Origin of the sequence: Thalassobacillus devorans, from assembly GCF_900176565.1 — a bacterium.
Taxonomy (GTDB): Bacteria; Bacillota; Bacilli; order Bacillales; family Halobacillaceae; genus Thalassobacillus; species Thalassobacillus devorans_A.
On record NZ_FXEH01000006.1, the window covers coordinates 849725 to 863211 of the forward strand.

Annotated in this window: 13 protein-coding genes; 10 read left to right on the forward strand and 3 right to left on the reverse strand. The window is 44.2% G+C overall.

The genetic code is table 11. The features are described from left to right. Positions 1 to 55: 55 nt before the first annotated feature. Positions 56 to 691, reverse strand: a complete 636-nt coding sequence (gene trhA, locus B9Y67_RS15210; RefSeq protein ID WP_085507906.1) for a PAQR family membrane homeostasis protein TrhA — start codon at positions 689 to 691, stop codon at positions 56 to 58. Positions 692 to 1157: 466 nt separating this feature from the next. Between trhA and cbpB the strand changes: the two genes are divergently transcribed. The 3 genes from cbpB (at position 1158) to dapD (ending at position 4030) form a co-directional block, all read left to right on the forward strand. Next, the gene (gene cbpB / locus B9Y67_RS15215; RefSeq protein WP_085507908.1) at positions 1158 to 1625 is read left to right on the forward strand and encodes a cyclic-di-AMP-binding protein CbpB; all 468 of its coding nucleotides are present in this window, start codon (positions 1158 to 1160) and stop codon (positions 1623 to 1625) included. A gap of 90 nt (positions 1626 to 1715) precedes the next feature. Beyond that, a complete protein-coding gene (locus B9Y67_RS15220; protein ID WP_085507910.1) occupies positions 1716 to 3221 on the forward strand; it encodes an MDR family MFS transporter in 1506 nt (501 codons plus the stop codon). Positions 3222 to 3310: 89 nt separating this feature from the next. Then, positions 3311 to 4030, forward strand: a complete 720-nt coding sequence (gene dapD, locus B9Y67_RS15225; protein ID WP_085507912.1) for a 2,3,4,5-tetrahydropyridine-2,6-dicarboxylate N-acetyltransferase — start codon at positions 3311 to 3313, stop codon at positions 4028 to 4030. A gap of 45 nt (positions 4031 to 4075) precedes the next feature. Here the strand turns inward: dapD and B9Y67_RS15230 are convergent, their stop codons facing one another. Next, positions 4076 to 4255: a hypothetical protein gene (locus B9Y67_RS15230; RefSeq protein ID WP_085507914.1), complete on the reverse strand. Its 180-nt coding sequence runs from the start codon at positions 4253 to 4255 to the stop codon at positions 4076 to 4078. Positions 4256 to 4336: 81 nt separating this feature from the next. Here B9Y67_RS15230 and B9Y67_RS15235 point away from each other — a divergent pair, with 81 nt between their 5' ends. The 3 genes from B9Y67_RS15235 (at position 4337) to B9Y67_RS15245 (ending at position 7110) form a co-directional block, all read left to right on the forward strand. Next, a complete protein-coding gene (locus B9Y67_RS15235) occupies positions 4337 to 5455 on the forward strand; it encodes an N-acetyldiaminopimelate deacetylase (protein WP_085507916.1) in 1119 nt (372 codons plus the stop codon). A gap of 79 nt (positions 5456 to 5534) precedes the next feature. Then, entirely contained in the window at positions 5535 to 5777 is a 243-nt protein-coding gene (locus tag B9Y67_RS15240; RefSeq protein WP_085507918.1) for a YkuS family protein, read from the forward strand. A gap of 49 nt (positions 5778 to 5826) precedes the next feature. Then, positions 5827 to 7110 carry a hemolysin family protein gene (locus B9Y67_RS15245; protein WP_085507920.1) on the forward strand — a complete coding sequence of 428 codons (1284 nt, stop codon included), beginning with the start codon at positions 5827 to 5829 and terminating at the stop codon, positions 7108 to 7110. 219 nt (positions 7111 to 7329) lie between these two features. Here B9Y67_RS15245 and B9Y67_RS15250 read toward each other — a convergent pair whose 3' ends face one another. Continuing rightward, positions 7330 to 8184: a mechanosensitive ion channel family protein gene (locus B9Y67_RS15250; RefSeq protein WP_085507922.1), complete on the reverse strand. Its 855-nt coding sequence runs from the start codon at positions 8182 to 8184 to the stop codon at positions 7330 to 7332. A gap of 325 nt (positions 8185 to 8509) precedes the next feature. Between B9Y67_RS15250 and B9Y67_RS15255 the strand changes: the two genes are divergently transcribed. The 4 genes from B9Y67_RS15255 to B9Y67_RS15270 all read left to right on the forward strand — a co-directional run bounded on the left by B9Y67_RS15255 (position 8510) and on the right by B9Y67_RS15270 (position 13449). Next, positions 8510 to 9052: a peroxiredoxin gene (locus tag B9Y67_RS15255; RefSeq protein ID WP_062445599.1), complete on the forward strand. Its 543-nt coding sequence runs from the start codon at positions 8510 to 8512 to the stop codon at positions 9050 to 9052. Positions 9053 to 9154: 102 nt separating this feature from the next. Next, positions 9155 to 9604, forward strand: coding sequence for a redoxin domain-containing protein (locus B9Y67_RS15260; protein WP_085507924.1), 450 nt, complete (start codon positions 9155 to 9157; stop codon positions 9602 to 9604). 223 nt (positions 9605 to 9827) lie between these two features. Further along, entirely contained in the window at positions 9828 to 11582 is a 1755-nt protein-coding gene (locus tag B9Y67_RS15265; protein WP_085507926.1) for an ABC transporter ATP-binding protein, read from the forward strand. A gap of 22 nt (positions 11583 to 11604) precedes the next feature. Beyond that, a complete protein-coding gene (locus tag B9Y67_RS15270) occupies positions 11605 to 13449 on the forward strand; it encodes an ABC transporter ATP-binding protein (RefSeq protein WP_085507927.1) in 1845 nt (614 codons plus the stop codon). The last annotated feature ends 38 nt before the right edge of the window (positions 13450 to 13487 follow it).

Here is a 13487-nt window from a genome sequence, read left to right on the forward strand (position 1 = left end):
CTTAAATGAGTAAAATTTTAAAGATTTTCACTTATGCGTCACTGCTTGTTATCAATCAATGGATATAAAAGAAAATGGTGAAGAAGTGGAACAGGGATCCTCCTAGCACGAATAGATGCCACACCATGTGGTGAAATGGAAAACTCCGCCACACGTAAAAAATACTGCCGATCGAGTACAGCACGCCGCCGACAACAAGATAGGTTATCCCTTGTGCCGGTAACTCCGCAGTCAGCGGTCCCCAAGCAAGAATAATCAGCCACCCCATCAAAATATAGAACAAAGTCGACAGCATGACGAACCGTTTGACAAAGAATACTTTGAAAACAATGCCCAGGATAGCAATGCCCCACACGATGCCGAACAACGTCCAGCCCAGAGTGCCTCTCAATGGAACGAGCATAATTGGAGTGTAAGTTCCAGCTATAAATAAATAGATGGCCGAGTGGTCAAAAATTTCAAAGAGATCTTTCATTTTCCCTTTTGGAAAACCATGACATAATGTGGAAGAAACATACATTAATACCATGGTCGCTCCGTAAATAGCTACGGAAACAATGTGCCACGGGTTTCCCTCCATACTGGCAAACACTAAAAGTAATATAAGCGCCGCCACACTTAATATCGCTCCGATCCCATGGGTAATTGTATTGGCTATCTCTTCCGGTTTCGTAAAGGTATGTGTTGACATTTTTGAATGAACATCTCCTTGTCTTCTTTCATTAACATCCATTATCTCATGTTTTATTTTTCCTGGCTAGAGAACACCCCGGCTTTAAATGGTACATAAACTGTTAAAAAGGGTGTTTTTTTTATGTTTTATAAATGTCCTAAATGCTGTTTGCTTTATAGAATGCCGGGGTATTGTAAGAAATGTAATAAAATTACATTAGTCGAAATTATCATTAATGTCGATAAAGAAGCTGTCAGTGAGGAATAGGAGGGATCAGTCGGAAGTGCACGTTAAAAAAGTTTTCTTCCATAAAAGTCTACTCGCTTCACCGGATTATGTTAAAATAATGAAGTAGCATATCCCGTGGTTCCATGTAATATCCATGAACAGTGGGAGGGAAGGCTTTGATAATAAAGCCTTTTTGCTATGTATGGTGTTTTCCGTATGCTCCTTCGACTGCTGGATGATAAGGGAGTGTTGAAAAATGATTAATGTACCAAACGATGAGTTGCTCCACACCACAGTAAACGAACTGATGATTCCTGCTGATAAAGTCGCCCATGTTCAGGTAGGCAATCCACTCGAGCACGCTTTACTGGTCTTAGTTAAGACCGGATATTCTGCTGTTCCTGTACTGGATGCTGCATTTAAGCTGAAAGGGACAATCAGCAAAGCCGCTATCATCGAACAAACATTAGGAATCGAACAATTTGAATTTAATAAACTATCCGAGATGTGTGTCAACACGGTCATGAAAACAGATATCCCGATTCTTCACCGGGATGATTCGTTTGAAAAGGCGTTGAAATATGTCATCGATCACCCGTTTGTCTGTGTTGCAGATGAAGAAGGTTCTTTTGATGGTATTTTGACGCGCAGAGCAATTTTAAAGCAGTTGAATCGTTATTTGCATACAGAAACGCACCTCTTACGGGATAAGGTAAAGGGGTAGAGAAAAAAGATAATATAATCAACCGGGGCTCGACTCTATTAAAGAGTCAGCCCCTGTTTTATCTTAAGGTGAAGAAAGTGAAGGGGATTTATGGAACAGTCTGTTGTACATAAAAAAACGATTAAACGGCCGCTCGTGTTAGCATCAATTATGCTCGCCATGTTTCTGGCAGCAATTGAAGCTACGATTGTTTCTACAGCGATGCCAAGCATCGTCGCCGATTTAGGAGGATTCAGTCTCTACAGCTGGGTATTTTCTGCTTATCTGCTGACGAATGCTGCGACGGTGCTGATATTCGGTAAACTCTCAGACATCTTTGGAAGAAAGCCGATATTTTTAATTGGAATATCGGTATTTTTAATTGGTTCGACATTAAGCGGGTTTGCTGTTTCTATGGAAATGCTCATTTTCACCAGGCTCATCCAGGGATTAGGGGCCGGGGCATTGATGCCGATTGCCACGACAATTGTCGGCGATATTTATACGAAAGAAGAGCGGGCCAATATTCAAGGCTACCTATCAAGCGTCTGGGGAATTTCGGCTGTAACCGGCCCGGCACTCGGCGGCTTTTTTGTTGATGTGTTGAGCTGGCCCTATGTATTCTGGATGAATATCCCGTTAGGAGTGCTGGCGATGGCGGGAATTATCCTTTTCTTTCATGAGGAACTGGATAAGACAGACAGGAAAATCGACTACGGCGGTGCATTTTTCATGTTCATTGCTGTCAGTGCTCTCATGCTGATTCTGGTGGAAGGCGGGGTCAGGATTGACTGGAATTCACAGTTGATGCTCTTACTTGCCAGTCTATCATCTATCGGATTCGTCCTTTTTTTCTTCCAGGAGAAAAGGGTAAGCGCACCGATGATGCCATTTGAAATTTGGAAGCATCGCTCAATATCCATTGCCAATATCACCTCATTGACCACAGGAATGATCCTGATCGGTGTATCCAGTTACTTGCCGGCATTCGTTCAGGGTGTGATGGAGAAGCCTGCGATTGTCGCCGGTTTCACGTTAACCACGATGTCGATTGGCTGGCCTATCTCATCTGCTCTTGCAGGAAGATTGCTGCTTCGGATCGGATTTCGGTCCACCTCATTCATTGGTGGTATTTCTTTAATTATCGGGGGCATCTTCTTCTTTTTGTTATCTCCGGAAAAAGGTCCGGTTTGGGCAGCGACAGGCTCGTTTTTCATCGGTGTCGGCATGGGGCTTTCGACGACTTCCTTCATTGTCTCGATTCAAAGTACGGTAGATTGGAAAACAAGGGGGATCGCTACAGCGTCCAACATGTTCATGCGTTCCCTGGGGAGTGCGGTGGGCGCAGCTTTGCTCGGAGGCATGCTCAACAGCAGAATTCAGACAGCCATTGCTCAAGCGGACCTCGGCAAGGAGTTGACCGTCGACTCTACCAACCTGCTCCTGGATGCGGAAAAAAGGGAGAGTCTTTCCCCCGGTGCCCTTGAAGTGCTACAGGACGCCTTAACCTCCGGGCTTCATCTTGTCTATCTCGGTATATTGGTTCTGGCGATCATCAGTCTTTTTTTGATCAGTTTGTTGCCAAAAGGGGACAAAAGCAACGTGACGAAAAAATAAAGAAACAAGTGAAATTCTTGTCACAAACATTTCACTTTGATAAAGTAAATGAAGCAGTACGTTACATACCATGAAGGAGGAATTGACACATGAAACAAATGGATGCAAACGAAATTATTTCGTTTATTTCGAATAGCACCAAGTCAACACCAGTCAAAGTTTACCTGAAAGGGGAAAACTTGAAGAGTATCGACTTCGGTGAGAACGTTCAGGATTTTGTCGAAGAAAAAAGCGGTGTACTTTTCGGTGAATGGAAAGACGTTGAACAGCTGCTTGATAATAATAAAGATGCGATTGCGGATTACGTAGTAGAAAACGACCGCAGAAACTCTGCAATTCCATTGCTTGACTTGAAGGGCATCAACGCTCGTATCGAGCCAGGCGCTGTCATCCGCGACCAGGTGGAAATCGGCGATGGCTGTGTCATTATGATGGGTTCGATGATCAACATCGGTTCTGTTGTTGGTGAAGGTACGATGATCGATATGAACGTAGTACTAGGTGGACGCGCAACGGTCGGCAAAAACTGCCACATCGGAGCAGGCGCGGTACTTGCAGGAGTTATCGAGCCGCCATCTGCCAGCCCGGTAGTAATTGAAGATGGTGTCGTAATCGGCGCCAACGCAGTAGTACTGGAAGGTGTCACGGTCGGTGAAGGTTCTGTTGTAGCAGCAGGATCCATCGTTACAGAAGATGTCCCTCCAAATACACTGGTTGCCGGTACACCAGCGAAAAAAATCAAAGATATCGACGATCAGACGAAATCCAAGACAGAAATCAAACAGGAACTACGCAAACTGGATAACTGATCAACCCTTAAGGCCTTGCACATCGCAGGGCCTTTTCTATAAGAATTATTGCATCCGTTTTCCTTTAATAGAAGACTCAGTTTCGAGATAATTTGTTTCCGTTACGGTAGTAACGGTAGGGAGGTCCGGGAAATCACTCGCTTTCCATGGGCGTACGGTGAGCTTCCTCGGGCTAAAGCCCTGCGGGATCTCACCTTGTACTATTATCCCATTGGAGTCTCGCAATTTCCCGGGCCTCCTTGCGTTTATGGGAAAAACGGAAACATTTATATGTTTAGCAGATCCTAAAGGAAAGAGGTGGGCGGGTTGGATAAAAACCAGCTTCAAATAATTAGAAGAGACTTGCATCAGATCCCGGAGCTTGGCTTCCAGGAATACAAAACACAACAGTATCTCTTAGATGAGATTGGAAGAATGCCGCAGGAACATATCGAAATCAAAACATGGCGGACAGGAATTTTAGTTTTTGTAAAAGGCGAGAAGCCATCAAAAACGATTGGCTACCGGGCCGATATTGACGGATTGCCTATTACGGAAGAAACCGGGTATGATTTTCAATCCCGACATGAAGGCAGCATGCATGCCTGCGGTCATGACTTCCATATGACTATCGCATTGGGGTCATTAAGACGGCTTGCTGAAAAACCGGCAGCTGACAACACATTGTTTATTTTTCAGCCGGCAGAGGAAGGACCAGGCGGTGCCGAGCCGCTTTTGAATAGTAAAGAATTTCAAGCGTGGCGTCCTGATGTCATTTTTGCTCTTCATATTGCACCAGATCTGCCGGTCGGGACCGTTTCCTCCAGAGAAGGCCTGCTGTTTGCTAACACGAGCGAGTTGTTTATTGATTTGAAAGGGAAGGGTGGACATGCCGCTTATCCACATCAGACGCATGATATGGTAGTGGCTGCCAGCTATTTTGTCACGCAGCTGCAGCAAATCGTTGCCCGACGTGTCGATCCGTTGGATAGTGCAGTCGTCACAATTGGCAAAATTACTGGTGGAACGGTCCAGAATGTAATTGCAGAACACGCCCGCCTGGAGGGGACCATCCGGGCAATGTCCCCGGAAGCGATGAAAAAAGTAAAGGCGAATATTGAACGGCTGGCAGAAGGACTTGAAATCGGCCATGAATGTACCGCTTCGATTGATTATGGAGCTAATTATTATCAGGTGTACAATAACGGCAGCCATGTGGATGCTTTCCGGCAGATTTCCGAAAAAGTGGATGGTGTCACGTTCCAGGAGGCACCTCCAGCGATGACTGGGGAGGACTTCGGTTATATGCTGAAAGAGATTCCCGGGTTTATGTTCTGGCTTGGAGTGGAATCTGAATATGGACTTCATCACGCAAAACTTACACCGGATGAACGAGCATTAGCTGTTGGGGTGGACATAGTGGAAGCTGTCACCCGAAACTGGTAAGCATGGTTATCTGCATACCTCCTTTAACGTTGGTAACAATAGGGACGTAGACCTTACCCTATTCAAGGAGGAATAAGAAATGAGAAAAATTGCAGTAGAGGAAAGTTTGACAGATATTAGTTCCGCTTTACAGGAAAAAGGGTATGATATAGTAACCCTTCGAAATGAACAGGATGCACAAGGATGCGACTGCTGTGTCATTTCCGGTCAGGATAAAGATGTGATGGGAATGGCGGACGCACAAACAGAGCAGTCAGTCATCAATGCCCATGGTGCGACAGCGGAAGAAGTCTGTCAGCAAGTGGAGCAGCGGATGCGATAAGCAAATGGGGCGCATTGCCCCGATACATAGTCGTTAGAGGAGAGATTGGATGGAAACCACATTTAAGCTTTTGGCAGTAGCCTTGCTGATCGTATTGACGGCTTTTTTTGTAGCGAGTGAATTCGCTATCGTCAAGGTACGGAAAACAAAAATGGAAGCAAGGGCTGAAGCAGGGGATAAAAAAGCGAAGAGTGTATTACGGCTGACAAATAACCTGGATTATTACCTATCTGCCTGTCAGCTGGGAATCACAATTACCGCATTGGGATTAGGCTGGCTCGGTGAACCGACCCTTGAGGTGCTCCTCCACCCGTTATTGGAAGGATTTGAGCTGCCGAGTGCTGTCAGTCATACCATCTCATTCGGAATCGCCTTTTTTGTCATCACCTTTTTACATGTGGTTTTAGGAGAACTAGCCCCAAAGACAGTAGCCATCCAAAAAGCAGAAGCAATCACGCTGCTGTTGGCAAAGCCGCTGATATTATACAGCAAGCTAATGTATCCGTTGATCTGGCTTCTGAACGGGTCTGCCAATATCCTGGTTCGTATGTTCGGACTTCATGCTGCCAATGAATCCGAAGAGGTGCACTCCGAAGAAGAATTGCGCCACATATTATCAGAAAGTTATCAAAAAGGGGAAATTAACCGATCGGAATTCACCTACGTGGACCGTATTTTTGAATTCGATAACCGGACAGCAAAGGAAATCATGATTCCCCGTACGGAAATGGCTGTTATCGATATCAACGATTCAGTTAAAGCGATCAGTCGTTATATCCAGCAAGAACGGTTTACGAGATATCCAGTGATTGACGGTGATAAAGACCATATCCTGGGTGTCATTCATTTGAAGGAATTATTTTATAATGATTTCGAAGACCTGGATACGTTAGAGCCTTTCATCCGCCCGGGATTCAAAGTATTTGAAAATATCCCGATCCATGACTTGCTGGTCCGGATGCAAAAAGAACGGACGCATATGGCTGTCCTGATCGATGAATATGGAGGGACATCCGGGATTGTAACCATTGAAGATATTATTGAAGAAATCGTAGGGGAGATCCGCGACGAATTTGACCACGAAGAAGAGCGGGCGATCAAACGTCTGAAAAACGGCCACTTCCTTGTGGAAGGGAAAGTCTCGATTCAGGATATGAATGAATATTTTGATTTGGATCTTGAGAATGAAGATTACGACACGATTGCTGGCTTTATTTATACAAATGATATCGATGCTTCAGAAGGGACAGAGGTCACCTTCCGGAATCATCATTTTAAAATCGTTGATATGATTGATGGGCAAATTAGAAAAGTAGAGGTATGGGAAGAATAAAAATCCCGGGCGCAGATGCCCGGGATAATTTTTTTAGGAATTAACTTTTTAAGAGACAGATTCGGCTTATATGAGAATTTACCTCCGTTTGTGATTCCGTCGGGTTCATTAATGAGAAAATATTTCGATTTTGAGAGACAAATTCGTGATTTAATGAGACAAAAACGAAAATTTTCGAGACAAACTACCCATATACGAGACAGCCGGTCCAGGGGGCCGTTAAGCTTCGGCGTTATCCTTCTTTTCTATATACACCTGGTGCGGGAACGGGATTTCAATGCCCGCAGCATCAAGCGCTTCTTTCATCGCCTTGCGTAAATCTCTTTCGACGCCCCATTGTTCCATGTTTGTGGTTTTGCCAAGAATTCGTAAGACGACATCGGAGGAACCAAGTGTTTGAACGCCAAGGACATCTGGTCCTTCTTTGATTCGTTCATCGTTGGCTGCAAAATCATCACAGACGCGCTGAAGAACAGCGACGGCTTCCTCGATATTTTCATCATAAGCGATGCCGATGTCGATCATCGCGCGCATGTTGCCGCGAGAGTGGTTGCTGACACCTGAGATTTCCCGGTTGGGGATATAATGAAGAGTTCCATCAAAGCCGCGCAGCTTAGTCGTCCGCAGGCCAACTTCTTCCACCACTCCGTCATAACCTGCTGCGGTCACGTAATCATCTACATCTACCTGTCGCTCAATCAAAATGAAAAAACCGGTAACGATGTCACTGACAAGGCCTTGAGCGCCAAAACCAATGGCGAGACCGACAATACCAGCACCCGCAAGTAATGGTCCGATCGGAATGCCGACCATCTCAAGCAGCATCACCACAAAAACGAACATCATAATGTAGGAAAACAAATTGATCGAAAGACGTTCCAGCGTTTTCGTGCGTGGCTCCGGAATTTTCCGATGCCTGCTGATCCGGTTGATGGCACCACTGATCGCTTTGCGGCCAATCGGTGCTATAATTGCGAATGCTATGAGAAGCACCAGGATTTTTAATCCTACTGTAATCAATAGCTCTGTGATTTCCGTTAAATTGATTTGGAAACCATCCTCAAACAAATTCATGTGAACAACTCCTTAATTTCATACCATGCTATGTAATAGAATAGCGGATTTTGTAATAATTTATCAAATCAAACGGTTGATTCGCTAATAACCGGGATAGAAAAGGTTTTTACCGGATGTAAAGCCTATCATTTTACATTCATCAATCATTATTGTTTAATGAGAATGTGTAAGGGTTATATTATTAGGGCATGCTTGATTATGGAAGTCGAAGAAGCCAGATTAAATTTATTATAATTTAATATTGACTTTAAACAAGCTGCTCGTTATAATAGGACTTGTGAGTGATTACAACAACTAATTCAATATTTTTGGAGGGATTTTCATGGCAGAACGTATGGTAGCAAAACAAGCTCCACGCTTCGAAATGGACGCAGTACTTCCGAACAAAGAATTCGGAAAAGTATCTTTGGAAGAAAACATGAAAAACGACAAATGGACAGTGCTATTCTTCTATCCAATGGACTTCACTTTCGTATGTCCGACAGAAATCACTGCACTTTCCGATCGTTACGATGAATTCGAAGATTTGGATGCAGAGGTAGTTGGAGTATCTACAGATACTATCCACACACACTTGGCATGGATCAACACTTCCCGTGATGACAATGGCCTAGGCGATCTTGCTTACCCATTGGCTGCTGACACGAACCATAAAGTCTCTGAAGACTTTGGTGTACTAATTGAAGATGAAGGTGTTGCACTTCGCGGCCTATTCATCATCAGCCCGGAAGGCGAATTGATGTATCAAGTAGTTAACCACAACAACATCGGTCGTGACGTTGATGAAACACTACGTGTACTTCAAGCACTTCAAACTGGCGGACTTTGCCCTGCAAACTGGAAGCCAGGTCAAGAGACTCTATAATAGGGGTCATAAAAGGACAAGCTATTCACAAGGGTCTAACTTCATGTTAGGCCCTTTTATATCTAAATAATCGAACTGTACCTTTTTTAAGGAGGAATTAACATGCGTTTAAGAGCACCAATGCCTGAACTGGAAGGCGCAACCGAATGGTTGAACGGACAAGTCTCTAAAGATGAGCTTTTAGGGGATAAACCTACATTGATCCATTTCTGGTCTGTCAGCTGCGGTCTATGTAAAGAAGCTATGCCGAATGTCAATGAATTCCGTGACGAATACAAAGACGACTTGAACGTGGTTGCTGTCCATATGCCACGCTCTGAAAAAGACCTTGATTTGGATAAAATCAAAGAAGTCGCTGCTGAGCATGATATTACGCAGCCAATTTTCGTAGACAACAAACACGCACTTACCGATGCCTTTGAAAATCAATATGTACCTGCGTACTATGTGTTCGATGAAGAAGGCAACCTTCGTCACTTCCAGGCAGGTGGCGGCGGTATGAAAATGCTCCGCAAACGCGTCAACCGCGTCCTTGGCAATAAAGAAAAATAAGCAGTAATCGAAACCACCAGTTAAGGCTGGTGGTTTTTTAATGACTTATATCCTTCGTTTTCCTATGAAGATCCACCTGTCATGTACATTAGTGCTGTCCAATTTTACACTAGAATAAAGCATGGAGAATTTTTAAAAAATTAGCTCAAAAAGGTGGATATTTATTTCGTAACCCGATATATTTATAATTACGTTAAAATGTTACAGAAAGAGGAGGGAGACAATGGATACTTTCAAAAAGCTGAAAGAATTTTACTGGCCTTATAAAAAGTATTTCTTTTGGTCGCTGTTGTTTTTATTATTTGTGACGGGGATTACTGTGGTATACCCGATCATTTTGCAGATCACAATCGATGATGTTGTAGCAGATGAACGGTATAATCTTATTCCTTATTTGGCAGGCGCCTTCATTATCCTGATGGCCATCAAAGGGATTGCCACTTACTTACAACAATACTTAGGTGATTTATTCGGTATCACTTCCGTCTATAAATTAAGAGATGAACTTTATAAAAAATTACAGCGTCTCCCATTTAAGTATTATGACAACGCCAAAACCGGCGATATCATGTCCCGGCTGACAGCGGATGTGGAAGGGTTCCGATTTTTCCTTTCATTCGGTATTGCTGAATTGATCCGTATCACGTTATTGATTGTCATCAGCCTAAGTGTCATGTTTTATTATTCCGTGCCACTAGCGCTTGTAACGATGGCAGCCATGCCATTTCTGGCAGTCGTAGTTTTCCAGTTTGATAAACGCGTCCATCCAGCTTTCCGAGGCATTCGTAAATCGTTCGGGAAATTGAATACACGCGTACAGGAAAATATTAGCGGCATGACAACCGTTAAATCATTATCAAGGGAAGGTTTTGAAATCGGCAGATTCTCCGACCGTAACCAGGACTACCGACAGAATTACCTGACCACCGCCAATATCTGGGCAAAATACTTTCCATTGATGGAGTTCATCGGAAATGTATCTGTCGTCGCATTGCTGGCGTACGGGGGCAGCATGGTCGTCAATGGGAATCTTGGCCTCGGTGAACTCGTCGCATTCTTCAGCCTCGTCTGGTATATCCTTGGACCATTAATGAATCTCGGTTTTGTTATTAACTTATTTTCTCAATCGAAAGCGTCCGGGGAACGTCTTCTCGAAATTTTAGAAGCAAAAGAAGATATTCAGGAAAAGGATAAACCAATTACTCTGGAGCGTTTAAACGGTCATGTCACTTTCCGTGATGTAACACTGACTTATACAGAAGACGATGATTCAGCATTAAAAAATGTCAATTTTGATGCCCCTCCAGGCAAGGTCATCGGTTTAATCGGGGCCACTGGTTCCGGGAAAACAAGTATCACCCAGTTAATCACTCGATTTTATGAACCTGAAACCGGAGAGGTACTAGTTGATGGCAAACCCGTCGACCACTATGCCTTGAAAACTTTACGCCGCAATATCGGGTTTGTACTTCAGGAATCGTTCCTTTTTTCAACGACGATCAAAGAAAACATTGCTTATGGGAACCCGGATGCTACGTTAGAAGAAGTCATCGATGCTGCCAAGCGGGCGCAGGCACATGAATTCATCATGGATATGCCTGAAGGTTACGATACGTTGCTGGGTGAGCGCGGAATGGGCTTATCCGGTGGACAAAAGCAGCGGATTGCAATTGCACGGGCGATATTGATTGACCCGAGTATTCTTGTCTTAGATGATGCTACTTCTGCTGTGGATATGGAAACAGAATTCAAGATTCAAAAAGCTTTGAAGGAAGTGATGCAAGGGAGAACGACCTTCATCATTGCACACCGAATTTCTTCCTTGAAGCACGCGGATGAAATTATCGTCCTGGAGGATGGGGAAGTAAAAGAGCGTGGTACCCACGACTTCCTGCTTTCTAACGGTGGTCCATATCAGCGTATCTATGATATTCAGTATCAGGATAAAGAACAGATTTTGAAAGCATCCAATACCTGAAATCAAAAAGGGGGGAGTCACCTTGGCACGCAGACAAAAAACGAAACCACAGGAAAATAAGCACTTGAACCGGTTTCATTACACCATCGACCAGGCGATTGAGAAGCCGTTCAACTGGGAACAGATGGTCCGGTTATTAAAATATTTAAAACCATACGCAAAAACGCTGCTGCCGGCAGCGATCATCGCCATGCTGGTATCAACGATCATCCGGTTAGTCGTACCGATTCTGATAGGTAAAGTAGCGATTGATATTGCGATTGCGAATCAGGACGTCAATATGCTGATTCAACTCGTAGTCGGAATCGCCATTCTTTACTTATTCAGTTATCTTGGGAACGTATTCCGGATTAAATGGGTGAACATCCTGGGGCAAAACGTCATTTATGATTTGCGTCAGCACTTGTTCTCCCATGTCCAGCGGTTATCACACCGGTTTTTCGACTCGCGTTCAGCCGGTTCGATACTTGTCCGGATCATGAATGATATCAATTCATTGCAGGAACTGTTCACCAATGGAATTATCAATCTATTGATGGACATTGTGACCTTGCTTGGCATTATCATAATATTATTCGTGCTGAGCCCGAAACTCGCATTGGCGATCATGGTCGTCCTGCCAATAATGTTTTACATTTCAACGAAATTACGCCGTAATATCCGGCGTTCCTGGCAGCGGGTTAGGATCCAGCAATCCCGCTTGAATTCCCATCTGAATGAAAGCATTCAGGGTATTAGGATCACCCAGTCGTTTTCGCAGGAAAAAGAAAATGCTGAGTTCTTTGACGGTGTCAATACCGACAGTTTTGAAGCCTGGCGGAATGCGACGAAGAAAAGTGCTATGTTCCGTCCATTTGTAGAAATGAGTAACGCCATCGGCACCGTCATTCTTATTTCTTATGGGGCGTGGCTGATCATTCAGGGACCGGCGAACGGGGGAATTGAAGTTGGTACCTTTGTCTCCTTTGCCTTTTTCCTCGGAATGTTTTGGGAGCCGATTTCACGTCTCGGACAGATGTATAACCAGCTGCTGATGGCAATGGCGGCGTCAGAACGGATATTTGAATTTCTCGATGAGCAGCCAAACGTGGCGGAGAAGCCAGATGCGACACAGTTAGACCGCATCAAGGGTCATATCGAATTCGACCATGTCCAGTTTTCATATGATGATAAAAGGATTGCACTTCATGAAATTTCACTGGAGATGAAACAAGGGCAGACTGTAGCATTGGTCGGTCATACAGGTTCCGGTAAATCTACAATTGCCAATTTGATCAGCCGTTTCTATGATCCTACTAAAGGAGCTGTGAAAATTGATGGAACCGACCTGCGCGATGTTACCATTGACAGTATCCGCCAGCAAATTAGTGTCGTCCTTCAGGATACCTTCATTTTTTCCGGCACCATCATGGAAAATATTCGTTTCGGCCGTCCGGATGCAACGGATGAAGAAGTAATCGAAGCGGCAAAGGTCGTTGGGGCTGATGAATTTATCCAGCGTCTATCGAATGGATATGAGACAGAAGTGGAAGAGCGGGGCAACGTTCTTTCCGCAGGGGAACGCCAATTGCTATCGTTTGCAAGAGCGCTGCTCGCTGATCCAAGAATCCTGATTCTGGATGAAGCTACAGCAAGCATCGATACAGAAACCGAAGTGAAAATTCAGTCTGCACTGCGCAGGTTACTAAAAGGAAGGACAGCGATTATTATCGCCCACCGTCTTTCTACGATCAGGGAAGCGGATAACATCATTGTGCTGGAGCATGGTAAAATTCTCGAACAAGGCAGCCATGATGAGCTGATGGACCAAAAAGGTGAATATTACGACCTGGTCAAGACGCAATTCCAAATGCTAGACGCTATATAAAAAGTAAAGAAATATCAAAACGCCTGGATATCAAAGTC